Here is a 24,937-nt window from a genome sequence, read left to right as displayed (position 1 = left end):
TAGCGGCAACTGGGGGGGCAGAGGCTCATCAGTGCGCGATCGTCGTCATGCTATGGCCGAGCGAGGCGCTGACGATCATCGCCATGAACGTTAATACCACCCAGGTCATGGCCCCGGCGACCAGGTCATCGGCCATGATGCCGATACCGCCACGGAAGCGATTCTTGGCCCAGCTCACCGGCCAGGGCTTGTAGATGTCGAACAGGCGGAACAGCAGGAAGCCCATGATGATCCAGGCCAGACTGACCACGGGTGCCGCAGCCATCGCGACCAAGAAGCCCACGACCTCATCCCAGACGATGGCGGGTGAATCATCCTGGCCGAGTTCAGCGGCAACCTTGTCGCAGGCCCAGACGCCGGCACCGATCAGCGCCGCGACGGCGAGCAGGTAGACCAGACCCGGTAGATTGGCGAGCAGCAGGTAGATCGGGATCGCGACTAGCGTGCCCATGGTGCCCGGCGCCTTTGGCGAGAGACCAGCACCGAAGCCATAGGCGATCAGGTGCTCGGGCCGTTTGGGCTGAAATGTCGGGCTCAGGGTCGCGTCGGAGGTCGGGGGCGTGCTCATTGGTTATCTCCTTAAAGCAGGTTGGAACGCGTAACAATCATTGAGAGGCTTATGCGAGGCTGATCAGCCGCGCATCGCGGATTATCTGGTCACCACACATCAGGCTGCAAAGTGGTCGTAGCCGAGGCTGTTACTGTGCCATTGATGGCCGTCGGCGGTCATCCAGCGCAATCCCGAGCGCGCTTCGATCTCCCCGATCTGGGTCAGCGGACAGCCGGCGGCGGCCGCGAGCACCCTGAGTTCGCCGATGTGCGTGGGCGGCAGGGTGAAGCAGAGTTCGTAGTCATCGCCGGCGGTGAGCGGCAGCGTCCAGTCGTTGTCGGCGGCAACCTCACCGGCGACCTGATCGGCGAGCGGCAGCCGGTCGAGTTCGATGCGGGCGCCGCAAGCCGAGGCGCCGAGGATATGACCCAGGTCCGAGGCCAGGCCGTCCGAGAGGTCGATGGCGGCGGTGGCGACGCCTCGCAGCACCTCGCCGAGGGCCACGCGCGGCGTTGGGCGCTCGAGGCGCTGGCGCAGGTAGTCGCCGAGCGGCTCTCCGCGTTGCAGATGCCGCAGCGCGAGCCCGGCGTCGCCAAGCGCGCCACTGACGCAGACCAGATCGCCGGGCCGCGCGCCGGAGCGGCGCAGCGCATGGCCTTGGGGCACCAGTCCATGTACTTGCACGGAAATCGTCAGCGGCCCACGGGTCAGGTCGCCGCCGACTAGGCGGACGTCTTCCTGGCGGGCCAACTCGGCGAAGCCGCGCGCGAAGGCGGCCAGCCAGGCCTCGTCGGGCGTCGGCAGGGTCAGCGCCAGCGTGGCCCAGGCCGGCTCGGCGCCGACCGCCGCTAGGTCGCTGAGACCGACCGCCAGTGACTTGTGACCAAGCCCTTTGGGATCGGTCTCGGGCAGGAAATGCACGCCGGCGACCAGGGTGTCGATGCTCAATGCCAATTCACGATCGGCCGGTACCCGCAGCAGGGCGCAGTCGTCGCCGACATCGAGCAGGACATCGTCACGCGCCGCGCCAAGGCCGGTGAGGTGGCGCTGGATGAGGTCGAATTCGGACATTGGAATGGTCCTCGTGAGAATGCGCCGTGCGCGGCTCGGCTCTCGGCTGGGCTGGGTCCGGCTAGGGCAAGGGCTAGCCCTTGGTCTTGCGGGCCAGCTCATCGGCGCGTGCCGAGCGCCCGACCCGATCCAGTACCGCGTTCACATAGCGATGGCCCTGCTCGGCGCCGAACGCCTTGGCCAGTTCCACCGCCTCGTTGATGACGACCCGCACGGGTAATTCCGGACTGAACAGCAGCTCGTAGGTACCGATGCGCAGGATGCTGCGCTCGACCGGGTCCAGGCTCTGCAACGAGCGGTCGAGGTTGCCGCGCAAGGCGTCGTCGATCTCGTCGGCCTTTTCCGGCACCCCGCGCAGCAGGCTACTGAAGAGCTGATGATCGTAGGGGCGGGCGCCGTTCGAGGTGGCCGTCGTGCTCGGCGGCTGACCTGAGCGTGCACGGGACGTCGCTGGCCCTGGGGTGGAACCTGGGTCGGACCCTGGAGCAGACCTTGAGGCAGACCCTTTGGAGGATGCTCCTTGAGTGCCAGTGCCGTCCTCGCCCCGATCCTCGGACATGCCTTCGGCGATCGCCTCCATCCAGGCCGGATCATCGAAGAAATGGCCGGCGATCTCGGTCGGCGACTGACCGCTCACCTGCCATTGGTACAGCGCGAGCACGGCATAGCGGCGCGCCTCGCTGCGGCGTCCGGCCATCTCAGGACAGCCCGCGCAGCAGGTCGACCATCTCGATCGCCGAGAGCGCGGCCTCGGCGCCCTTGTTGCCGGCCTTGGTGCCGGCGCGCTCGATAGCCTGCTCGATGGTATCCACCGTGAGCACGCCGAAGGTCACCGGCAGCCCATGTTTGAGGCTGACCTGGGCCATGCCCTTGACGCATTCGCCAGCGACGTACTCGAAGTGCGGCGTGCCGCCACGGATCACCGCGCCAAGGGCGATGATGGCATCGTAACCGCCCTTGGCCGCGATGCGCTCAATCACCACCGGCATCTCGAAGGCACCCGGCACGCGCACGATGCCGAGGTCCGATTCCTCGGCGCCATGCCGTTTGAGGGCATCGATCGCGCCTTTCTCGAGGCTCTCGACGATGAAACTGTTCCAGCGCGAGACCACCAAGCAGTAGCGCGCGTTGCCGGCGCGCAGCGCGCCTTCGTAGGTCTTGATCATCTTTGGTTCTGCTCTTAAACGCTAGACACCGAGGTACTCGACGACCTCGAGGTCGAATCCGGAGATGCCGTGCATGGCCTTGGGCGCGCTCATCACGCGCATCCGGTGCACGCCGACATCGGCGAGGATCTGCGCGCCGATGCCATAGGTGCGCAGCTCGTTGCGCGCACTGTGCGGGGCCAGTGCGGCCATGTGTGGAGCCGTTTCCTGAGCGGGGTCGCGATTGGGTGGCTCGGTGATCGCGGCCAATTTGGCCAGCACATCATCGCCTTGATCGCGATTGCGCAGCACCACGATCACGCCCTCTCCGGCCTCGGCGATCTGGCGCATCACATCATCGAGCGGCCAGCCACAGGCCGGGTGCTGGGCGCCGAACAGGTCGCAGAGGGTGTTTTGCAGATGCACCCGCACCAAGGTTGGCCGCTCGGCGTTGATTTCACCCATGACCAGCGCCAGGTGAATGTCGTTCTCGATGGTATCGCGATAGGCGGTCACCTCAAAGGTTCCAAACGCCGTCGGCAGGCTGCCTTGTGACTCGCGGATCACCGCCTTCTCATTCGCGACTCGATAGTGGATCAGGTCGGCGATGGTGCCGATCTTCAGACCATGGGCCTCGGCAAAGCGCTCGAGATCCGGGCGCCGCGCCATGGTGCCGTCCTCGTTCAAGATCTCGACGATCACCGCAGCCGGCTCGAAACCGGCGAGCCGGGCCAGATCGCAGCCGGCCTCGGTATGACCCGCGCGCACCAAGACCCCGCCCGGCTGCGCCATCAGCGGGAACACATGGCCGGGCTGGACCAGATCGCTCGGCTTGGCCTCGGCGGCGACCGCAGCGGCGATGGTGCGCGCGCGGTCGGCCGCCGAGATGCCGGTGGTCACGCCGCGCGCGGCCTCGACCGAGATCGTGAACGCGGTCGAATGCGGGGCGTTGTTGGCGTTGACCATCAGCGGCAGCCGCAGGCGCTCACAGCGCTCCTTGGTCAGGGTCAGGCAGATCAGTCCACGACCATACTTGGCCATGAAATTGATCGCCTCCGGCGTGACGCTGTCGGCGGCGAGCAGCAGATCGCCCTCGTTCTCGCGATCCTCGTCGTCCATGATCACCACCATGCGCCCGGCGCGGAGTTCGTCGATGATCTCGTTGGTGGAATTGAGGGGCATAACAGGGAACAACGTCGGGGTGGGCGATGCGGGATCAAGCCGACAAGCATAACGCAGCATTGACAAACCGTCACTCAGTGCCGACGGAATCGAGGCTGCAGCCGATGCTAGACTGCAATCATCATTCTGCTTTTGGAGAGGTTCTCGAACATGCCGAATCACAGCTCGCTCACCCCGCCTTCACGGTTTAGCCCGCACACCCATCAGCGCGGCTTGGACAAGGTCGCACGCATCCCGGTCAAGGTCGAGCGGCTCCCTGAGGTGCCACGCAAGCCGGCCTGGATTCGCGCCAAGGCGCCAACAGGCCCAGGGGTTGCACGGATCAAGCGGCTGCTGCGCGAGAATCGGCTCGCGACCGTCTGCGAGGAGGCACAATGCCCCAATCTCGGCGAGTGCTTCAACCATGGCACCGCGACCTTCATGATCCTCGGCGATGTCTGCACCCGGCGTTGTCCGTTCTGTGATGTCGCCCATGGCCGACCGCAACCGATCGACGAGGCCGAGCCCGAGCTGCTCGCCGAGTCGATCGAGCGCATGGGACTGGGGTACGTCGTCATCACCTCGGTTGATCGCGACGACCTGCGCGATGGCGGGGCCGGGCACTTCGCGGCCTGTCTGCGCGCGGTGCGGGCGCGTTGCCCGAACACCCAGCTCGAGGTCTTGGTGCCGGACTTTCGGGGGCGCGAGGAGCGGGCCCTAGCCGCGTTCGCGGGCGAGGCGACGCCGGATGTGTTCAACCACAACCTGGAAACCGTGCCGGCGCTCTACCGCGAGGCGCGCCCCGGGGCCGATTACGCCGGCTCGCTGGCGCTGCTGCAACGCTTCAAGGCACTGTATCCGCAGGTGCCGACTAAGTCCGGGCTGATGCTCGGGCTCGGCGAGACCTCGGAGCAGGTGCTGGCGGTGATGGCCGATCTACGCGCGCACGGCTGCGACATGCTGACGCTGGGTCAGTACCTGCAGCCGAGCCGCGAGCATCTGCCGGTGCGCCGTTATTGGGAGCCGGCCGAGTTCGAGGCGCTGCGCGTCGCCGGCGAGCGGATGGGCTTCACCAATGTCGCCAGCGGTCCGATGGTGCGCTCCTCTTATCATGCCGATCAGCAGGCGCTGGGTGCGCTTGGCTGAGCGGTTTGATCAATCTATCCACTGACTTATCCACAGCTCCTGTGGGTCGCCACCGAAAGGCGAGTTCCGGGAATGACTTGAGTAAGCATCGCGCGATAGCTATGAGCTTTGATGCGCAAACTAAGATCAACGTCGATCGGGGGTAGCGATGTTCACCGGAATCATTGAGGCCATTGGTCGGGTCGAGGCGCTCGAGGATCGCGGCGGCGATCAGCGCATCCGCATCGATGCCGGAGTTAACGCCGGGGTCGACGCTAGGATCAATGCTGGCGCACTCGATCTGAGTCAGGTCTCGATGGGCGATAGCATCGCCGTCAATGGGGTCTGCCTGACCGTCGTCAAGCTGAGCGCGCATGGGTTCGCGGCCGATGTCTCGCGCGAGACCTTATCGCTCACCACCTTTGGCAAACTCAAGGTTGGCGCCCACGTCAATCTGGAGCAGGCGCTGCGCCTCTCGACCCCGCTCGGCGGGCATTTGGTCAGTGGGCATGTCGATGGTGTCGGCACCCTGCTCGAGGTGCGCGAGGATGCCCGCTCCTGGCGCCTACGGATTCACGCGCCCGGCGAGCTTGCGCGCTACATCGCCCCTAAGGGCTCGATCTGCGTCGACGGCACGAGCCTGACCGTCAACCAAGTCAAGGGCGCGGTCTTTGATCTGAACATCGTTCCGCATACCCTCGGCGCGACTATCATCGGTGAGTATCGTGTCGGTACCCAAGTGAATCTCGAGGTTGACCTGATCGCGCGCTATCTGGAGCGGCTGCTGCTCGGCGAGCAGGCGTCGGAGCACGCGGGCGCGGGTCTTACCGAGGAGTTTCTGCGCCGCCATGGGTTCGCCTGAGCGTTGCGTTGCACGCGAGCCTGTCGTCACTGATGATGCCCGACGCATTCGATCCCTCTAAAGAGAGCGAACAGCTCGTCATCGTCGGCCTTTCCGGCGGTGTCGACTCGGCCGTTGCCGCGCATCTGCTGATCGAGCAGGGCCATCGCGTCGAGGCCCTGTTCATGAAGAACTGGGAGGAGGATGACGAGCCCGGTTACTGCGCGGCGGCAGAGGATCTGGCCGATGCCCAAGCGGTGGCCGAGCGGCTCGGTATCCGGCTGCATACCGTGAACTTTGCCAGTGAGTATTGGGATCGGGTGTTCGAGCATTTTCTTGCCGAGTATTGCGCCTCGCGCACGCCGAACCCGGATGTGCTCTGCAACAAGGAGATCAAGTTTCGCGCCTTTCTCGAGCATGCGCAGACGCTGGGGGCGACACGGATCGCAACCGGCCATTACGCCCGTGTGACCCAGGACGCCGCAGGCCTGCATCTGCGGCTGGCGGCCGATGCCAACAAGGATCAGACCTATTTCCTGCATCTGTTGGACCAGGCGCAGCTCGAGCGGGCGCTGTTCCCGCTGGCCGATCTGAGCAAGGCCGAGGTGCGGGCGATCGCCCGTCAGCTCGGGCTCGCCAATGCCGAGAAGAAGGACAGCACCGGCATCTGCTTCATCGGCGAGCGGCGCTTTGGTGATTTCCTGGCGCGCTATCTTCCGCGCACGCCGGGGCCAATCATGACGCCCGAGGGTCGCGTCCTGGGCGAGCATCACGGGCTCGCCTGGCACACCATCGGTCAGCGCCAGGGCCTTGGGATCGGTGGTGTCACCGAGGCCGACGAGGCGCCCTGGTTCGTGGCCTGCAAGGATGTCGCGCGCAATGCGCTGATCGTGGTGCAGGGCGGCGATCATCCGCTGCTCTTTGCCGCGTGGCTCGTGGGCGAGCAGTTGCATTGGATCGCTGGGAGGGCACCTGCGGCGGCGCCCATCGACTGTCTCTGCCGGTTGCGGCACCGGCAACCGCTGCAGCGCTGTACCATCGTCGGTTACGATAGTGCTACCTGCCAAGTTCGATTCGCCGCGCCCCAGCGCGCGATTACGCCTGGCCAATCGGCGGTGTTCTACCAAGGCGACGAGTGCCTGGGTGGTTGTGTGATACAGCAGGCTGACTAGAAGCGCGCTGAACGAAGCGGCCTTGAGCATCATTCTGTCGACCGGTGTTATCGGGTGCGTCATCAGGCCATCCCGGCCTGAAGACTCGGGGCTGGAAGCCCTGACTACGCGGGGTTCGCGGTCAACTGCTCGGTCGCGGGATGCTCCCACTATTCCGCCATCGGCTAGCTCTTGGCCTACTTGCAGCCCTAAATCGTTGCGACTAGCACACGTTTTCGAGACCTATTATCCATGCCCTATAGCGACCAAGACCGCATCATCGCGCTCGCCGGACTCCATCAGGCGACCCACTCTGTGCTGCGTATCGCCAATCGCGGTAGCGTCGACATCGATCAGATGGCACCCTGCCTGCACAGCCTGTTTCAGATCGATGCCGAGGATGTGCCCTCGGTGTTCGGCGAGCCCGGCGCGGTGGCGACCGGGGCGCGACAGATCATTGCCCAGCTGACCGGCCAGCCCGAGCGCGACATGGAGATGACGCGCTATGTGATCACGCTGCTCAAGCACGAGCGCACCCTGGCCGGGCGTGGCGATATGCTGGCGGCGATCGGCGAAGGGATCGAGGCTGCGCGCGAAGCGCGCGGCGACGCGCCCTTGATCGACCGCGAGGTGATCGCCCGCTTCGCCAGCCTCTACTCGGCGACCATCAGTAAGCTGGAGCCGCGCATCATGGTGCGCGGCAATCCGCTCTATCTGCAGAACGAAGAGAATCAGGAGCGCATCCGCGCGCTGCTGCTGGCCGGTATTCGCTCGGCGATGCTCTGGCGCCAGTGCGGCGGGCGGCGGATGCAGATCCTGCTCGGTCGGCGCAAATTACTCGATGCGGCGCGCGCCTATCTGAGCCCGACCACGAATCTGCATCAACCAAGCTGAGCTAGAATTTCCCTCATTCTGCCGTAAGCCCAATCTCCGGAGTCCTCCATGCACGACAGCTTCAAGTCCAAGGCCCGTCTCGACGCCGCTGGCAAATCCTACGAGATCTTTCGCGTCGACGCGGTGCCGAACAGCGCGCGGCTGCCGTTCTCGCTCAAGATCCTGCTCGAGAACCTGCTTCGGTGCGAGGATGGCGTGACCGTCAGGCGCGCCGATATCGAGGCGTTGGCCAATTGGGATGCCAAGGCCGAGCCTGATCGCGAGATCCAATATCGCCCGGCGCGGGTGCTGATGCAGGACTTCACCGGCGTGCCAGCGGTGGTCGATCTGGCGGCGATGCGCGATGCGATGAGCGCGCTCGGTGGTGACCCGAACAAGATCAACCCGCTGCAGCCGGCGGAGCTGGTCATCGACCACTCGGTGCAGGTCGATAATTACGGCTCCGACAGCGCGCTCGGGCTCAATGCGCAGCTCGAGTTCTCGCGTAACCGCGAGCGCTACCGCTTCCTCAAGTGGGGCCAGCAGGCGTTCGACGACTTCAAGGTGGTGCCGCCGGATACCGGTATCGTGCACCAGGTCAATGTCGAATATCTGGCGCGCGTCGTCTTTGGCCGCGAGGTGAACGGGGTGCTCCAGGCCTATCCGGACACATTGGTCGGCACCGATTCGCATACCACCATGATCAACGGGGTTGGTGTGCTGGGCTGGGGCGTCGGCGGCATCGAGGCCGAGGCCTCAATGCTCGGCCAGCCGGTCTCGATGCTGATCCCACAGGTGGTGGGCGTAAAGCTGAGCGGACGGCTGCCCGAGGGCGCCACCGCGACCGACCTGGTGCTGACCATCGTCGAGCAACTGCGCCAGCATGGCGTGGTCGGCAAGCTGGTTGAGTTCTATGGGCCGGCGGTGAAGAGTCTGCCGATGGGTGACCGCACCACCATTGCCAACATGGCGCCCGAGTATGGCGCCACCTGCGGCCTGTTCCCGATCGACGACGAGACCCTCGACTTCCTGCGCCTGACCGGGCGCTCCGATGAGCAGGTCGCGCTGGTCGAGGCCTATGCCAAGGCGCAGGGCATGTTCGATGCCGACGGCACCTTCGAGGCCGATTTCAGTGAGACCCTGGAACTCGATATCGGCACCATCGTGCCAAGCCTGGCCGGCCCGAAGCGCCCGCAGGATCGGGTGCCGCTGACCGAGATCAAGGCCAGCTTCGCTGCGGCGCTGAAGACGCTGAACGCCGAGCGTGGCGTCGATGACCGCCCCGCCGTGACCACCGAGATCGATGGCGAGCAGGTCGCGATTGGCGACGGCGCGGTGGTGATCGCCGCCATCACCTCCTGCACCAATACCTCGAATCCAACGGTCATGCTCGGCGCCGGATTGGTCGCTAAGAAGGCAGCCGCGCGCGGCCTGAAGGTGCCGGCCTGGGTCAAGACCTCGCTCGGACCGGGCTCGATGGTGGTGACGCGCTATCTGGAGGCCGCTGGGCTGATGGGGCCGCTGAAGCAGCTCGGCTTCCATGTCGTCGGCTACGGCTGCACCACCTGCATCGGCAACTCCGGCCCGCTGCGCCCGGAGGTCTCGAAGGCGATCAGCGACGGCGATCTGACCGTCGCCTCAGTGCTCTCCGGCAACCGTAACTTCGAGGGCCGGGTGCATCCTGAGGTGCGGATGAACTATCTGGCCTCGCCGCCGCTGGTGGTGGTCTACGCGCTCGCCGGTCGGATGGGCTTCGACCCTTACGACGACCCAATCGCCGACGATGCCGAGGGCAATCCGGTGTTCATGCGTGACATCTGGCCGACCCAGGCCGAGGTGGCCGATACTGTTTCTAGCTTCCTCGGGCAGGACGATTTCCGCTCGACCTACGCCGACGTCTTCGCCGGCGATGCGCATTGGCAGAAGCTCGAGGCGCCTGCAGGCAAGGTCTTCGATTGGGACCCAAGCTCGACCTACATCCAGGAGCCGCCCTATTTCCAGGGCATCCAGATGCAGCCGGAGCCGGTGCGGCCGATCCGCGACGCGCGCTGTCTGGCGGTGCTTGGCGACTCAGTGACCACCGACCACATCTCGCCCGCTGGCAGCATCAAGGCCGACAGCCCGGCCGGGCGCTATCTAGTCGAGCAGGGCGTGGCGCCGGTCGATTTCAATTCATACGGTTCGCGCCGTGGTAATCATCAGGTGATGATGCGCGGCACCTTCGCCAACATTCGGCTGCGCAACCGCATGGCACCTGGCACCGAGGGTGGGGTGACCCTGCATCAGCCGTCGGGCGAGGCCGAGTCGATCTACGATGCAGCGATGCGCTATCAGGCCGAGGGCGTGCCGGTGGTGGTGATTGCCGGCAAGGAATATGGCTCCGGCTCCTCGCGCGACTGGGCCGCGAAGGGTCCGCGGCTGCTTGGCGTGCGCGCGGTGATCGCCGAGAGCTACGAGCGCATCCATCGCACCAATCTGGTCTGCATGGGCATCTTGCCCTTGCAGTTCCCGTCCGGTGAGAGCGCCGAATCGCTCGGCCTGACCGGCACCGAGCTGTTCAGTATTGGCGATCTCGACGATGGCAACGCCAAGCAGGTCGAGGTGACCGCGACCCATGCCGATGGCAGCGAAGTGCGCTTCCAGGCCAAGGTCCGGATCGATACCCCGAACGAGGCCGATTACTACCGCAACGGCGGCATCCTGCACTATGTGCTGCGGCGCCTGGCGGCGGCCTAAGAGGAGCGCGTGAGCCTCATGGAGTTATCTTCCCTCACTGCCATCTCGCCGATCGACGGCCGCTATGGCGCCAAGACCGCTGATCTGCGCCCGATCTTCAGCGAATTCGGGCTGATCCGGCATCGGGTCGTGGTCGAGATCGCCTGGCTCAAGGCGCTTGCCGACTGCCCCGAGATCGCCGAGGTGCCGGCGCTGTCGAACGACGCCCAGCAGCGGCTCGATGCGATCGGCGGCGAGTTCTCGGTCGAGGACGCCGCGCGCATCAAGGCCATCGAGCGCACCACCAATCACGACGTCAAGGCGGTCGAATATTTCCTCAAGGAGCGCATCGCCGATCACGCCGAGCTGGCGGCGGTCTCGGAGTTCATTCACTTCGCCTGCACCTCCGAGGACATCAATAACCTGGCGCACGGGCTGATGCTCAAGGATGGGCGTGATCATGTGCTGCTGCCGCGCATCGACGCGCTGATCGAGGCCCTGCGCACACTGGCGCATTGCCATGCGGAGCTGCCGATGCTCTCGCGCACCCATGGTCAGCCCGCCTCGCCGACCACCCTCGGCAAGGAGCTTGCCAACCTGGTGTACCGGTTGCGGCGGCAGCGCGATAGCGTCGCTGCGGTGGCGGTGCTGGGTAAGATCAATGGCGCGGTCGGCAACTACAACGCCCATCTGGTCGCCTATCCGGAGCTGAATTGGCCGGAATTTGCCCGGCAGTTCGTTGAGTCGCTCGGCCTGGCCTGGAATCCCTATACCATCCAGATTGAGCCGCACGATGGCATGGCCGAGCTGTTCGATGCCATCGGCCGCTTCAATACGGTGCTGATCGATGGCTGCCGCGACCTCTGGGGCTATATCTCGCTCGGTTACTTCAAGCAGCGCACCGTTGAGGGCGAGGTTGGCTCCTCGACCATGCCGCATAAGGTCAACCCGATCGACTTCGAGAACGCCGAGGGCAATCTGGGCATCGCCAATGCGCTCTTCGATCATCTCTCAGCGAAGCTGCCGATCTCGCGGTGGCAGCGCGACCTGACCGACTCGACGGTGCTGCGCAACCTGGGTGTGGCGATCGCCCACACGCTGATCGCGCTGGATTCGGCGTTCAAGGGTGTCGGTAAGCTGGAGGCCAACGCCGCACAGCTGGCGGCTGACTTGGATGCCAACTGGGAGGTTTTAGCCGAGCCGATCCAGACCGTGATGCGCCGCTACGGGGTCGAGCAGCCCTACGAGAAGCTCAAGGCCCTGACGCGCGGGCAACGCATCGGCCCCGAGGCCCTAGCGGCCTTCGTCGAGACCCTCGCTATCCCGGAGTCGGCCAAGGCCGAGCTGCGGGCGCTGACGCCGCCGCGTTACATCGGTAACGCAGCGGAGCAGGCGCGGGCGATCTAGGTCGAAGGACTCGCGGCCTGAGTCTCGCGTGCAGTCAGCCAGCCGAATCCGTGGTCGCGATTATCGCCCTCAGCAACTGCTGCTCGGCGCGGCCTTCATCGTGCTCGGTGAGTTCTGTTTTGCGTCGATGGGGGTCGGTATCCGCGTCGTCTCGGCCGAATTGCCGAATGCGATGATCGTGTTCGGGCGCAATCTGATTGGGTTGATGCTGCTCGCGCCCTGGCTGCTGCGCCACGGCATTGGTGATGTGAAAACCAGGGTGCCGGGCCTGCATCTGCTGCGGGCGGTGGCTGGTATCGGTGCCATGTATTGTTTCTTCTTCGCGATCGCCGAGCTGCCTTTGGCCGAGGCGATGCTGCTCAAGCTGACCGCGCCGATCTTTATCCCTTTAATCGCTATCGCCTGGCTGCATGAGCGAGTGACCGGTCTGCTCTGGGTCGCGCTCGGGATCGGTTTCGCCGGCGTGATCCTGATCTTGGAGCCCGATCCGAGCCGGCATTGGGCCGGGATCTCGCCGGTGGCGTTGATCGGCCTGATGGGAGGCGTGTTGGCGGCGGTGGCCAAGGTCACGGTACGTCGGCTCTCGCGTAGCGAGCCCACCGGGCGCATCGTCTTCTACTTCGCGCTCATTGGTGGCTCGATCTCGGCACTACCGCTCTTCTGGGACTGGCAGACACCGACGCCGATCGCACTGCTCTGGCTGCTTGGCATCGGCATCGCCGCGACTCTGGGCCAGTTGGCGCTGACGCGTGGCCTCTCCTTGGCGCCGGCCTCACGCATGGGCGCCTTTGGTTATTTCTCTGTGGTGTTCGGGGCCGGTTATGGCTGGCTGTTCTGGGGCGAGCCGATGACCCTCACTCTGATGCTGGGCACTTTGTTGATTGCCGCAGGTGGTCTGCTGGCCAGTCGCTCTAGCCGCGTCCCGCGTATCGAGCCGTTGCCAGCCTCCGGGCAGGCAGCCGCCGGGCACGCCGTCTCCGAGCACGCAGTCGACGCGTTTCCAGTTCCCGAACTTCCAGTCCCCGGATCGGAAACACCGCCACGCACCGAGGTTGCCTCCAGCCCATGAGCGCGCTGCCTGAGTTCCCCGCGCTGCGGTTTCCCGACGGCCTAGATGCACAGAGTTTCCTCGCGCGTTATTGGCAGCGTCAGCCCTTGTTGATGCGCCAGGCCTTTGCTGGCTTCGAGAATCCCTTGCCCGGCGATGAGCTGGCCGGACTTGCCTGCGAGCCCGAGGTCGAGTCGCGGATCGTGCTGGAAGGCACTGAACAAGGCCCCTGGCAGGTGCGGCACGGACCCTTCGACGCCGAGCGCTTTGCCGCCTTGCCGCCGAGCCACTGGACGCTGCTGGTGCAGGATGTCGATAAGCACATCCCCGAGATCGGCGCCTTACTCGAGCGCTTCGATTTCCTGCCACGCTGGCGCATCGACGACCTCATGGTCAGCTATGCCGAGGATCAGGGCTCGGTCGGCCCGCACGTCGATGAGTACGATGTCTTCCTGATCCAGGCCGAGGGCCGTCGGCGCTGGCGCATCGCGACCGATCCCGGCTTACCGCTGGATCTGATCCCGGACATCGAGATCCGCATCCTGCAGCACTTCCAGGCAGACCAGGAGTGGCTGCTGGAACCGGGTGATATCCTCTATCTCCCCGCCGGGGTGCCGCATTGGGGCATCGCCGAGGGGCCTTGTCAAACCTGGTCGGTCGGGCTGCGCGCCCCGGCCTGGCGCGAGCTGGCCGATGATTGGCTCGCGCGGGTGGCTGAGCATTTCACGCCCGCTGGGCGTTGGCGCGATCAGCCGCCAGTCGCGCCTGCGCGAGACCCCGCCGAACTCGATGCCGAGACGATCCGCGTGCTGCGGGCGACGATCGAGTCCGGTCTCGCCACCGCCAGTCGCGAGGATTTTCAGGCGTGGCTCGGCGGTTGGCTGACTGAACCGAAGCTCCATCTGGAACTGGAACCGCCCGATCAACGCTGGTCCGTTGACGCTGTCATCGCGGTCTTGGAGGCGCGCGGGCGGTTCGAGCGCGACGGACGCTCACGGCTGCTCTTTGCCGGCTCGAGCACGGAAGGTCAGTCAGTGGTGTTATTCGCGAATGGGCACGCGCATCACCTGCCGAGCGATCTCTTGGCGCTGGCATCGCTGTTGGCCAACAGCCGGGTGTTGGAGTGGGAACGCATCGGGCCCTGGCTAGAGCGCGAGGAGGCCAGGACGCTCCTCGGTGCGCTGTTCAATGCTGGGCACTTTCTGAATCCGAGCCTCTGAGCCCGAGTGTTGCCGGCAAGGACAGGGGCAGGCGAGAGCCCGCATGAGTGCGGTGGCTTCGATGCGCCACGCCTTGAGCCGCCGATGGATGCCGTCTCGTATGGGCCGCGCGTTCGCGCTGGCGTCAACGATCGACCTTGGTGATGACAACGCGGCGCTGCTCGACCGAGAGCGGGCTGTACTGCGGAAGGAGTTCTCGTTCGCCGCGGCTTTTGGGTGGGGCGAGCAGTGACGATGGATAGCCCTGGGCGATGAAGTAGTCACGCACGGCCTTCGCCCGCCGCATGCCAAGCGCCATATTGTAGTCATCGGAGCCCTTGGCATCGGTATGACCGATGATGGTGATATATTCCTGGGCTGGGGAGCGAATCACCTTGTCGATGTAGCCGTCGATGGTGGCGATGACCCAGCGGTTGACCACGGTATCCGGCACGATGTACTCATCGAATTCAAAGAGCAATTTGACCGTGATCTCTTCTGGAACCCGGGCATCGCCACACTCGGGTAAGCGATTGCTGTTCGGATCCTCCCAGCAATCGCCATAGCTGGGTTCTGGTCCCCAAAAGCTTGTCGAAGAAGGGCGGGCAGCTTCGGGAGCGGCGGAGCCGTCGTAGAACCCCGCAAATGTCGTCGCTGTGAAAAGAAGTGTTGCGCAGGCAACACAGGCGGGGATGAGAGCGATGGGGAAGGGCTTCACGGCGATGGGGGCGGCGATGGAGACCCAAGAGGGCTGGATATGGAGAAGCCGGCTAGACAGAGGCTAACCGGCTGTTCGTCGCGCGGTACAAGGCGAATGGAGCGGGACGCAAGGCCGGCTTGAGCCGATGCCTTTGCGCCCGCCCCCGGACGCGGCTTACTGACCGACGACCTCGCTGCGCAGGACTACGCGGCGCTGCTCGAGTGCAAAGGGGTCGTACTGAGGCAGGAGATTGCGTTTGCCGACGCTTTCAGCCGGGCCGAGCAGGCTCGCCGGGTAGCCCTGGGCGATGAAGTAGTCACGCACCGCGTTGGCGCGCTGCCGGCCAAGCGTCATGTTGTAGGCGTCCGAGCCCTTGGCGTCGGTATGGCCAACGACGGTGATGTATTCATCGAACGGTGATGCCTGGATCTTGGCGATATAATCGTCGATCTCGGCCAAGACGCTACGGTTGACCACGGTCTCGGGCACCTGGTACTTGTCGAACTCGAATAGGAGCTGCACGCTGATCTCGGGTGGCACCGCCATTTCACGCTCACAGGGCGGAAGGTTGGTCGGGCCGTCTGGATAGGCGCTCTCCCAGCACTCGCCGTAGCTGGTTTGCCACAGCTGACCATTCGGGAAGTTTTTGCCGCCGGCGGCATACCAGTAGGATTCCTGCAGGTCTTGAGCGCTTGCGGCGCCGCCGAGAGTAAGGGCGGCGGCCGCAGTGCAGGCGACGGCCGCGTTGCGGAAGGCTTTCATAGTGATGAACATCAGTGGCTCCTGTCGAAAGTTAGAGGTGCGGACGCGAGGACGGCCTCGGGAAAATTTAGCAGCTGGCGAGATCTGGCGTCGACGAACCAACTGCTGCCGTGGAACAATGATAGCGTGTTGTCGGTAAAATGAAACAGGAAAAGCGAAAAAACCGCAGTCATGCGCGAACTATACCATAGTAGTGCCGCTTGAACACTCGCTTAGCGTTTTGTTGTGAAACTACAACAGCTGTATCAAAGGCCGCGAAGTCATTGGTGGCAATGCTCTCTGCGTTGGCGCCGAACAGGGCCGGCCGACTTGGCTAGGGGTTTGCGGACAGCGATCAAGGTGTTGCGATGACGCTGCAAGAGATCGCGCAAGCCCTGCGCGCCGAGACCTCCGCGCTGGCCTTCGGGGCGCCGGTTGCGTTGGCCTATCATCCGCTGTCCTATGCCTGGGAGTCGCATGTGGCTTACCTGGAGCGCTACGGTCAAGCGCGCCGTTCGGTCCTCCTGCTCGGGATGAATCCGGGGCCGTTCGGCATGGTGCAGACCGGCGTGCCGTTCGGTGATGTGGAGATGGTGCGCGATTGGCTAGGAATCCAGGCCCGGGTTGAGGCGCCGCCGAGCGTGCATCCGAAACGACCGGTGCTCGGATTCCAATGTCCGCGCCGCGAGGTCAGCGGTCAGCGGCTATGGGGTTGGGCGCGCGCGCGCTTTGGGACGCCGGAGCGGTTCTTCGCGCGGTTTTTTGTCGTCAATTACTGTCCGCTGGTGTTCATGGCCGAGACCGGGCGCAACCTGACGCCCGATGCGCTGCCAGCCGCCGAGCGGGCGCCGCTGTTCGCGGCCTGTGATCAGGCACTGCGCTCGACCGTCGATCTACTCGAGCCCGACTATCTGGTCGGCATCGGGCGCTTCGCCGAGGAGCGGGCGCTCGCCGCGCTCGGTGGACATGGGCCGCGCATCGGCCGCATTCTCCATCCCAGCCCAGCCAGCCCCGCCGCGAATCGGGACTGGGCCGGCCAGGCGGAGCAGGGCTTGCGCCAGCTCGGTATTTCACTCCCCGACTCCCGCGCAGCCGCCGATTGAGGCGGGCTGTTCACCCGCATCTAAGGTGGATCGGGTGACCTGGGGAGACACGCTTTGCTCATCAGGCTTGCCGTCCGGCTCGGGTCGGATTAACGTGATGCGCTGCCCGGGACTCGGGTGCGTCATACTCACCAAACCCACACTAAATCGACTGAGCCAAGAGGGACGTTGATGGCCCACACCCTGACTCGCTACACCGATATCCTCGAGATCGTCGGCGATCTGCTCAAGGTGCGCGTGGCACGGGCGGGCGACGACGCCCCGACCATTGCCTATGACGATCTCGCATTGGTCGAGGGCATCGACGGCATGCGCTCGCTGGCGCGGGTGATCAAGATCGATCGTGAGCTGGTTTCGCTCCAGGTGTTCTCGGGCACCAAGGGTGTCTCAACCGCCTCGACGGTGCAGTTCCTCGGCCACGCGATGCGCGCGACCTACTCGGCGAACATCCTCGGGCGCGTCTTTCGCGGCGACGGCGGCCTGCTCGATGCGGGCCCCGAACTGGATGACGAGCCGAAGATCGCCACCGGCGGTCCCTCGGTGAATCCGGCGCGGCGGCTGCTGGCCTCGAAGATGATCCGCACCGATGTGCCGATGATCGACGTCTTCAACGCCTTGGTCGAAAGTCAGAAGATCCCGATCTTCTCGGTCGCCGGCGAGCCCTACAATCAGCTCTTGGCGCGCATTGGTATCCAAGCCGATGCCGATATCATCGTCTTTGGCGGCCTCGGCCTGATCTTCGACGACTTTTACTTCTTCCGCCGTCAGTTCGAGGATGCCGGCATCTTCGCCCGCACCGTGATGTTCGTGAACCTCTCCGCCGACCCGGTGGTCGAGCGCCTGCTGGTGCCGGACATGGCCCTGGCGGTGGCCGAGAAGTTCGCGCTCGAGGAAGGCAAGCGCGTGCTGGTGCTGCTCACCGACATGACCGCCTACGCCGACGCGATGAAGGAGGTCGGCATCGCCATGGAATCGGTGCCCTCGAACCGTGGCTACATGGGCGATCTCTACTCGCAGTTGGCGCGCCGCTACGAAAAGGCCGCCGACTATCGCGAGGGCGGCTCGCTGACCATCCTCACCGTGACCACCATGCCGGGCGGCGATGTGACCCATCCGGTGCCGGACAACACCGGCTACATCACCGAGGGGCAGTTCTATCTGCACGATGGCGTCATCGATCCCTTCGGCAGCCTGTCGCGGCTGAAGCAGCATGTGATCGACAAGGTCACGCGCGAGGATCATAGTCAGGTCATGAACACCATGATCCGCTTCTACTCGGGCGCCAAGGACGCGCAGCAAAAGCAGGCGATGGCCTTCGAGCTGAGTGAGTTTGACCAGAAACTGCTGCGCTTCGGCGCGCTGTTCAGGGAGCGCTTCATGGACATCAACGTCAGCCTGCCACTGGAGCAGGCGCTGGATCTCTGCTGGCAGACCATGGCCGAGTGCTTCGAGCCCGAGGAGCTGCTGATGAAGCAGCCGTTGATCGACAAATACTTCCCGCGCGAGGCCGCCTGAGCCGCGCCGCGCGCTTCACCATGGCCAAGATTGCGCTCAGTAAATCCGCGCTCTCGCAGCAGTCGCAGAAGCTGAAGAGCTATCAGCAGTTTTTGCCCTCGCTCGATATGAAGCGTAAGCAACTGATGGGCGAGCGCGCGCGGGCGCTGGCCGAGCGACGCACGCTCGAGGCCGAACTCGAGGCGGTGCGCCAGCGCGTCGCCGAGACCCTGCCGATGCTCGCCAACCAAGAACTCGACCTGTCCGGGCTGGTGCGGATCGAGCGTGTCGAACTCGGCCGCGAGAACCGCATGGGCACCTGGCTGCCAACGCTGGCGGAACTGGAGATCGCGGTGCGCCCCTACGGCTACCTGTCCAAACCGCATTGGGTCGAGCCCTTGATCGCGGCGTTGCGCGAGGCGGCGCGGTTGCGCATCGAGCTGATGCTGGCCGAGCAGCGGGTGGCGCTGCTGGATCAGGCGGTGCGCACCGTCACCCAGCGCGTCAACCTGTTCGACAAGGTGCTGATCCCGCAAACCCGCGCCAACATCAAGCGCATCCGCATCGCGCTCTCGGATGCCGAGCGTGCGGCGGTGGTGCGCTCGAAGATCGCGAAGAAGAAACGTGCCGCAGAGGGGCTGGTCTGAGATGGCGATCGAACCCCTGAAGCGGCTGTCGCTGGTCGGCAGCCAGGTGCAAAAGCCACAGGTGATGGATCAGGTGCAGGCCCTCGGCTGCCTGCATCTGGTGCCGCTGGTGCCGACCTCGGCGCAGCCCGAGACGCTCCCACCCACGCATGCGGTCGAAGCGCGCCAGGCGTTGCGCTACCTGGTCGATGAGCCGGAAAAACGCCGTCAGGTCCACAACGAAACCGATTTCGACCTGGCCGCGACGATCCAATCGGTGCTCACGAACAAGGACCGGATACGCGCCACCCTCGATCGGCGCGACGCTCTCGCGCAGCGGGCCAAGGATCTCGCGCCCTGGGGCGACTTCAGCCTGCCGCCCGACGCGGCACTGGCCGGCCACAAGCTGTGGTTCTACTGCGTGCCGCTGCGCCGGCTCAAGGAACTCGACGGCCTTGAGCTGCCCTGGCAAGTCGTCCATCGCGACAACCGCCAGGCCTTTCTGGTGGTGATCGCGCCCGATGAGCCGCCCGCCGACGCTTTGCCGGTCCCGCGCACCCACACCGGCGCGCTGTCGCTGAGCGAGGTCGAGCGGCGGCTCGAGGCCGCCGAGCTGGACTTGGAAGCGCTCGAGGCCGAACGGCGCGCGCTGACACGCTGGATCTATCTGCTGCACACGCACTTCGCCCGCGCCGAGGACCAGGCCGTGCTGCAGCACGCGCAGACGCAGACGCGCGACGACGATGACCTGTTCGCGGTCCAAGGCTGGATCGGCGAGCGGCAACTGCCCGCGCTCGAAGCGCTGGCCGCCGAGCAGGGCCTGGCGCTGTTGATCGAGGACCCAGCACCCGAGGATGCACCGCCGACGCTGCTGACCAACCCGGTGTCGCTCAGTGCCGGCGAGGATCTGGTCAACTTCTACCAGATGCCGGCCTACGACAGCTTCGACCCGAGTCGGGTGCTGTTCTTCTCGTTCGCGCTCTTCTTCGCGATGATCCTCTCCGATGCCGGCTATGCCGCCCTTTTGGGGCTGGCGCTGCTGCTGTTCTGGCGCAAGCTCGGCGGCTCGGCGCGCGGTCGGCGCTTGCGCGTGCTCGCCGGCGCCATCACCGCCGCCGCATTCACCTGGGGCGTCTTGGTCGGCAGTTACTTCGGGGTCGCCCCGGTGCCCGACAGCCTGCCGGGCCAGCTTCGGCTGCTCGATATTCAGGACTTCGACACCATGATGCGGCTCGCCGTCGGGGTTGGCGTGCTGCACTTGGTGCTGGCGAATCTGGTCCGGGTCGGCAACCTCTGGCCGCGCTGGCAAGCGTTGGCGCCGATCGGCTGGAGTCTGGTCGCGCTTAGCGGCTTCGGGCTCTGGCTGGGGCTCGGACTGGCTGCGGAGACGTACACCGCGTTGATCGAGCTGCTCGGCTACGGTGGCATCATTGCTGGGCTGGCGTTGGTCTTCTTCAGCACCAGCGCGCGCCCGATCACTGGCCTGGGCGCGGTGCTGATGCGCGGCCTCGATGGGCTGCTGGCGCTGACTCAGGTCACCAAGATTTTTGGCGATACATTGTCGTATCTGAGGCTGTTCGCGCTCGGCCTGGCCTCGGCCTCGCTGGCGCTCACCTTCAATGATCTGGCCGTGCGCGTCGATGCGCAGGTGCCGGGTCTCGGGCTGCTGCTGCAGATCCTGCTGCTGCTGATCGGCCATGGCCTGAACCTGGCGCTGGGGCTGATCAGCGGCCTGGTGCATGGTCTGCGGCTGAACTATATCGAGTTTTATAACTGGGCATTGTCCGGCGAGGGCTATCCCTTCCGCCCCTTCAAGAAGACGGAGATCACCGAATGAACGAGTTGGTTGTCGCGCTCGGCTGGGCAGGCATGTTCGGCGCCCTGGCGCTGGGCGCCATCGGCAGCATCATCGGCTGCGCCATCGCCGGCCAAGCCGCGATTGGCGCCATGGTCGATACCGAGTCCGGCCATGGCCGCTATCTCGGCGTCTCGGTCATGCCCTCGACCGGTGTCATCTACGGCATCGTCATCATGTTCACGCTGCAACGCGAGGTCACCGCCGCTGCCGCGCCAGCGCTGTTCGGCATCGGTCTGCTGGCCGGCATCGCGCTGCTCTACGCCAGTGTGTTGCAGGGGCGCGCCTGCGCCTCGGCGATCCAGGCGATGAAGGTCAAGCCCGAGATCTTCGGTCTGTCGCTGGCGCCCGCAGCCATCGTCGAAGGCTTCTCGGTCTTCGTCTTCGTGTTCGCGCTGGTACTTGCCGGCAACATCCCGGCTTGAGGTGCGTTCCCGATGACTCAGGCAAACCGCGATACCGCTCCTGACTCGGCCGCTTCGGCCGGGGTCGATGCGCTGATCAGGCGCTTACGCGACGAAGGCGTCGCCAAAGGCCGCGACGAGGCGGCCAAGATCGAACACGAGGCACGGCAGGCGGCCGCGCGCACCCGGCAGCAGGCCGAGGCCGATGCCGAACAGTTGCGCGCCGAGGCGCGCCAGGAAGCGGCCGCGCTCAAGGCTGCAGGCGAGGATGCCTTGCGCCTGGCGATGCGCGACACCGTGCTGCGGATGACGGCGGTGCTCACGCGCGCGGTCAATGAAAAGGTGCAGCGGCTGATCACCACCGAACTCGAGCGCGAGGAATTCCTCCAGCAGCTGATCCTCGAGGTCGCCCGACGCGGTCGCGACGAGGCCGGCCGCGAGCCCGGCGAGGCGATGGAGATCGTCCTGCCGCGCGAGTTGATTGGGATCGAGGAGCTGCGCCGCAATCCGCTCGAGTTGCGCGAGGGCTCGCTCTCGCACTTCGTGCTCGCGGTGGCCTCCGATGTGCTCGAGGAAGGCGTCCATTTCCGCGTCGCCGAGGATGACGCGCGCGGTATCCGCTTGCGGCTCGAGGATAAGCAGATCGAGATCGACCTCACCGACGAAAAGGTCGCCGAGGTGATCCTGGCCCATCTGCAGCCGCGTTTTCGCGCGATCCTGGAAGGCACGGTGAAATGAGCCCGAGCCGCGCCGCCATTCGCCCGCTGTGCGCGTCCGGGAGCTAGCCGATGCAGCCCGCCGATCGCTATCTGACGTTGCTGACCTCGCTGCCGGCCCATGGTCCCTTGTTCGGCGCCAAGCAGACGCCGCTCTCGCGCATCCGCCTGGAGATGCGTCTGCACTGGCTCGAGGCCGAGGACGCCGAGGATCTGGCTCGGCTCTCGGCGGCGGTCGATTGGTACGACCAGCGCTTCGGCATCGACGACGAGGCCGTGGTGCGCCAGGCCGAGCAATGCATCGCCGCGATCGGCAACGACTTCACCCGCGAACTGGCCAGTTGGCGCTTGGAGATGCGCACTCTGGTCGCCGCGCTGCGCCTGCGCCGGGATGGGGCCACGGCGCCCTCCAACCGTCGGCGCTGGGGCTTCGGGCGCTGGGTTCCGCAGATCACGCGCCACTGGGGGGAGCCCTATTTTCGCCTCGAGCGCGTCTTCCCCTGGCTGCCGGAGGCCAAGCGCCTGCTCGATAGCGGCGACGCGCTGGGCTTGGAGCGACTCCTGTTCGGGACCGTCTGGGCGCACCTCGAGCGCATCGGCGCCGAGCATTATTTCGACGTCGAGGCGGTGGTGGTCTACGTCAGTTGTTGGGATCTGGTCGCGCGCTGGACCCGTTATGAGTCGCAGGCGGCGCTCGCGCGCTTCGACGGCCTACTGGACGCGACGCTCGCCGGTGCCGACGACATCCTGCGCGAGGCCGGCTTCGCATCGCTCGACGGCGCGACCGAGGCGGTCGCGGCATGACATCACCGAGAGGAAGAGGACGCTGATCGTGTCAGAGACAACAGAGGCAGCGCCAAGCGCCACCCCAACCCGGGTCGTCGCGGTGCAGGAATCCCTGGTCACCATCGAAGGCGGCAGCGCCGAGGGCGCGCCGCTGCCGTTGGTGAAAAACGAGGTGGTCTACATCGAGCCCCGGCGCCCGTCCGAGAGCGGTGCTCAGGAGCGGCTCAAGGCCGAGGTATTGCGGGTGCGTGGTCGCTTCGCCGACGCGCAGGTGTTCGAGGACACCGCCGGCGTCTCGATCGGCGACCCGGTCTTTCAGAGTGGCGACCTGCTCTCGGTGACGCTCGGCCCGGGGCTGCTCGGCCAGGTCTACGATGGGCTGCAGAACCCGCTCGAGAGCCTCGCCGTGCGCCACGGCACCTTCCTGCCGCGCGGGGTCGAGATGCCGGCGCTCGATATGAGCAAGAAGTGGTCGTTCGTGCCACGCGTGCAGGTCGGCGCCCGGCTCAAGGCCGGCGGCGTGCTCGGCAGCGTCCAGGAGGGGCGTTTCAGCCACAAGATCATGGTGCCCTTCGACCAGCTCGGCGAGGTCGAGGTGACCTGGATTCGCGAGGGCAGCGTCACCGTCGACACGCCGGTGGTGCGCATCCGCGATCAACACGACCAGGAGCGCTCGCTCGATCTGACCCGGCGCTGGCCAGTGCGCCGCCCGCTGACCGAGCGCATGCTGCGCAGCCGTGGGATCGAGCGGCTGTTTCCGCATGAGCCGATGATCACCACCATCCGGCTGGTGGATACCTTCTTCCCGATCGCGCGCGGTGGCACCGGCTGCATCCCCGGCCCTTTTGGTGCCGGCAAGACGGTGCTGCAGCATCTCATCGCCAAGCATTCGTCGGTCGATATCGTGTTGGTCGTCGCCTGCGGCGAGCGCGCCGGTGAGGTGGTCGAGACCCTGACCGAATTCCCGGGCCTGTCCGATCCGATGACCGGCGGCTCGCTGATGGATCGCACCATCATCGTTTGCAATACCTCGTCGATGCCGGTGGCGGCGCGCGAGGCCTCGATCTACACCGGCATCACGCTCGGCGAGTATTACCGCCAGATGGGCTATCAGGTGCTGCTGCTGGCCGACTCCACCTCGCGCTGGGCGCAGGCGATGCGCGAGACCTCGGGCCGGCTCGAGGAGATCCCGGGCGAGGAGGCCTTTCCGGCCTATCTGGATTCGTCCATTCGTGGCGTCTACGAGCGCGCAGGGGTGTTTCGCACCGCCGACGCGAGCGAGGGCAGCCTGACCCTCATCGGCACCGTCTCGCCGGCCGGCGGCAACTTCGAGGAGCCGGTCACCCAATCGACCCTGAGTACGGTCAAGACCTTCCTCGGCCTCTCCTACGACCGCGCCTACAAGCGCTTCTACCCGGCCATCGATCCGCTGATCTCCTGGTCGCGTTATTTGGATCAGCTCGCCGACTGGTACGCCGCGCACATCGATCCGAGCTGGGTGCCACGGGTCAAGCGCGTGCAGGAGTTGCTGCGCCAAGGCGACCGCGTGCAGCAGATGATGCAGGTCACTGGCGAGGAGGGCGTCACGCTGGCCGATTACCTGATCTATCAGAAGGCGCTGTTCGTCGACATGGTCTTCCTGCAGCAGGATGCCTTCGACAAGATCGACGCGTCGGTGCCGATCGAGCGCCAGCAACGCTCTTTCGAGCGGGTCTATGACCTGGTCCATCGTGACTATGACTTCGACGGTAAGGAGGCCGCGCGCGAGTTCTTCATCAAGCTCACCGGCCTGTTCAAGAACTTCAATTACGCCGCGCCCGAGAGTCCTGATTACAAGCGGCTGCTGAGCGAGATCGCCAGCTTGGCGGATGAGGTGGCGGTGCCGGTGGGGTCTGCTGAGGACGCCAGCGCCTGAAGGAGCACGGCAAACCGCTGTTGATCAGCGGCCATCGTCTTGCTGCTCGCAGTCCATGGTTAGCGTTTTCTTTGAAGGGGGTGTCAAGTCCCGTGAGATTGCTAGGATCAACCACCAGCCCTTTTAAGGTGCTCATGGGGCGAGCCCTCCCGCCAAGAGTTTAGCCGTCGAGACATGCGGCTTATCCTTGTGCTGCGTGCGTGGTGTGCGCGGTTTCTTCGCCCCTCGGGTGGTCTTGCGCAGCTTCTTCAGATCCCCCTGGAGCTTGTCATAGACCGCCACGACCGAGGCGGCGATGCGCGACTCCCGAT

Annotated in this window: 23 protein-coding genes; 16 read left to right on the top strand and 7 right to left on the bottom strand. The window is 65.4% G+C overall.

Features of this window, described 5'->3' with window-relative positions; genetic code table 11:
* Positions 1-28: 28 nt before the first annotated feature.
* The 5 genes from AC54T3_RS01255 to ribBA form a co-directional block, all read right to left on the bottom strand.
* Positions 29-568 carry a phosphatidylglycerophosphatase A family protein gene (locus AC54T3_RS01255; RefSeq protein WP_496621685.1) on the bottom strand — a complete coding sequence of 180 codons (540 nt, stop codon included), beginning with the start codon at positions 566-568 and terminating at the stop codon, positions 29-31.
* 99 nt (positions 569-667) lie between these two features.
* Complete coding sequence (gene thiL / locus AC54T3_RS01250; RefSeq protein ID WP_496621684.1) at positions 668-1,621, bottom strand: thiamine-phosphate kinase; 954 nt, start codon at positions 1,619-1,621, stop codon at positions 668-670.
* A 73-nt stretch (positions 1,622-1,694) separates the two neighbouring features.
* Positions 1,695-2,318 (bottom strand): transcription antitermination factor NusB, encoded by a 624-nt coding sequence (nusB, locus tag AC54T3_RS01245; RefSeq protein ID WP_496621682.1) that lies wholly within the window; start codon positions 2,316-2,318, stop codon positions 1,695-1,697.
* 1 nt (position 2,319) lies between these two features.
* A complete protein-coding gene (ribH, locus tag AC54T3_RS01240; RefSeq protein WP_496621681.1) occupies positions 2,320-2,787 on the bottom strand; it encodes a 6,7-dimethyl-8-ribityllumazine synthase in 468 nt (155 codons plus the stop codon).
* 21 nt (positions 2,788-2,808) lie between these two features.
* On the bottom strand, positions 2,809-3,948 hold the full coding sequence (gene ribBA / locus AC54T3_RS01235) for a bifunctional 3,4-dihydroxy-2-butanone-4-phosphate synthase/GTP cyclohydrolase II (protein WP_496621680.1): 1,140 nt from the start codon (positions 3,946-3,948) through the stop codon (positions 2,809-2,811).
* Between the two features lie 150 nt (positions 3,949-4,098).
* Between ribBA and lipA the strand changes: the two genes are divergently transcribed.
* From lipA to AC54T3_RS01195, 8 genes are all read left to right on the top strand, one after another.
* Positions 4,099-5,073: a lipoyl synthase gene (lipA, locus tag AC54T3_RS01230; protein WP_496621678.1), complete on the top strand. Its 975-nt coding sequence runs from the start codon at positions 4,099-4,101 to the stop codon at positions 5,071-5,073.
* Positions 5,074-5,221: 148 nt separating this feature from the next.
* Complete coding sequence (locus tag AC54T3_RS01225; RefSeq protein ID WP_496621677.1) at positions 5,222-5,914, top strand: riboflavin synthase; 693 nt, start codon at positions 5,222-5,224, stop codon at positions 5,912-5,914.
* Between the two features lie 32 nt (positions 5,915-5,946).
* Positions 5,947-7,065, top strand: a complete 1,119-nt coding sequence (mnmA, locus tag AC54T3_RS01220) for a tRNA 2-thiouridine(34) synthase MnmA (RefSeq protein WP_496621675.1) — start codon at positions 5,947-5,949, stop codon at positions 7,063-7,065.
* A 231-nt stretch (positions 7,066-7,296) separates the two neighbouring features.
* Positions 7,297-7,938, top strand: a complete 642-nt coding sequence (gene hflD / locus AC54T3_RS01215) for a high frequency lysogenization protein HflD (RefSeq protein WP_496621673.1) — start codon at positions 7,297-7,299, stop codon at positions 7,936-7,938.
* Between the two features lie 48 nt (positions 7,939-7,986).
* Complete coding sequence (acnA, locus tag AC54T3_RS01210) at positions 7,987-10,653, top strand: aconitate hydratase AcnA (protein WP_496621672.1); 2,667 nt, start codon at positions 7,987-7,989, stop codon at positions 10,651-10,653.
* 18 nt (positions 10,654-10,671) lie between these two features.
* Complete coding sequence (gene purB / locus AC54T3_RS01205) at positions 10,672-12,039, top strand: adenylosuccinate lyase (RefSeq protein ID WP_496621670.1); 1,368 nt, start codon at positions 10,672-10,674, stop codon at positions 12,037-12,039.
* A 28-nt stretch (positions 12,040-12,067) separates the two neighbouring features.
* On the top strand, positions 12,068-13,108 hold the full coding sequence (locus AC54T3_RS01200; RefSeq protein ID WP_496621668.1) for a DMT family transporter: 1,041 nt from the start codon (positions 12,068-12,070) through the stop codon (positions 13,106-13,108).
* Positions 13,105-14,307, top strand: coding sequence for a JmjC domain-containing protein (locus tag AC54T3_RS01195; protein WP_496621666.1), 1,203 nt, complete (start codon positions 13,105-13,107; stop codon positions 14,305-14,307). The genes AC54T3_RS01200 and AC54T3_RS01195 overlap by 4 nt, the downstream gene beginning before the upstream one ends.
* 124 nt (positions 14,308-14,431) lie before the next feature.
* Here the strand turns inward: AC54T3_RS01195 and AC54T3_RS01190 are convergent, their stop codons facing one another.
* Positions 14,432-15,004, bottom strand: coding sequence for an OmpA family protein (locus tag AC54T3_RS01190; protein ID WP_496621665.1), 573 nt, complete (start codon positions 15,002-15,004; stop codon positions 14,432-14,434).
* A 156-nt stretch (positions 15,005-15,160) separates the two neighbouring features.
* On the bottom strand, positions 15,161-15,760 hold the full coding sequence (locus AC54T3_RS01185; RefSeq protein WP_496621664.1) for an OmpA family protein: 600 nt from the start codon (positions 15,758-15,760) through the stop codon (positions 15,161-15,163).
* Between the two features lie 335 nt (positions 15,761-16,095).
* Here AC54T3_RS01185 and AC54T3_RS01180 point away from each other — a divergent pair, with 335 nt between their 5' ends.
* The 8 genes from AC54T3_RS01180 to AC54T3_RS01145 all read left to right on the top strand — a co-directional run bounded on the left by AC54T3_RS01180 (position 16,096) and on the right by AC54T3_RS01145 (position 24,626).
* On the top strand, positions 16,096-16,830 hold the full coding sequence (locus tag AC54T3_RS01180) for a uracil-DNA glycosylase family protein (RefSeq protein ID WP_496621662.1): 735 nt from the start codon (positions 16,096-16,098) through the stop codon (positions 16,828-16,830).
* A gap of 171 nt (positions 16,831-17,001) precedes the next feature.
* Positions 17,002-18,345: a V-type ATP synthase subunit B gene (locus AC54T3_RS01175; RefSeq protein WP_496621661.1), complete on the top strand. Its 1,344-nt coding sequence runs from the start codon at positions 17,002-17,004 to the stop codon at positions 18,343-18,345.
* A 20-nt stretch (positions 18,346-18,365) separates the two neighbouring features.
* A complete protein-coding gene (locus tag AC54T3_RS01170) occupies positions 18,366-18,971 on the top strand; it encodes a V-type ATP synthase subunit D (protein WP_496621659.1) in 606 nt (201 codons plus the stop codon).
* Between the two features lies 1 nt (position 18,972).
* Positions 18,973-20,787, top strand: coding sequence for a V-type ATP synthase subunit I (locus AC54T3_RS01165; RefSeq protein WP_496621658.1), 1,815 nt, complete (start codon positions 18,973-18,975; stop codon positions 20,785-20,787).
* Entirely contained in the window at positions 20,784-21,230 is a 447-nt protein-coding gene (locus AC54T3_RS01160) for an ATP synthase subunit C (protein WP_496621657.1), read from the top strand. The genes AC54T3_RS01165 and AC54T3_RS01160 overlap by 4 nt, the downstream gene beginning before the upstream one ends.
* Before the next feature lie 12 nt (positions 21,231-21,242).
* Complete coding sequence (locus AC54T3_RS01155; RefSeq protein WP_496621655.1) at positions 21,243-21,947, top strand: hypothetical protein; 705 nt, start codon at positions 21,243-21,245, stop codon at positions 21,945-21,947.
* A 50-nt stretch (positions 21,948-21,997) separates the two neighbouring features.
* The gene (locus AC54T3_RS01150; protein ID WP_496621654.1) at positions 21,998-22,729 is read left to right on the top strand and encodes a hypothetical protein; all 732 of its coding nucleotides are present in this window, start codon (positions 21,998-22,000) and stop codon (positions 22,727-22,729) included.
* A 28-nt stretch (positions 22,730-22,757) separates the two neighbouring features.
* The gene (locus AC54T3_RS01145) at positions 22,758-24,626 is read left to right on the top strand and encodes a V-type ATP synthase subunit A (protein ID WP_496621653.1); all 1,869 of its coding nucleotides are present in this window, start codon (positions 22,758-22,760) and stop codon (positions 24,624-24,626) included.
* The last annotated feature ends 311 nt before the right edge of the window (positions 24,627-24,937 follow it).

It is taken from the genome of Halochromatium sp. NSM3, assembly GCF_059621085.1.
The sequence above is the reverse complement of the archived record's forward strand: the minus strand, read 5'-3'. Positions and strand labels throughout refer to the sequence as shown.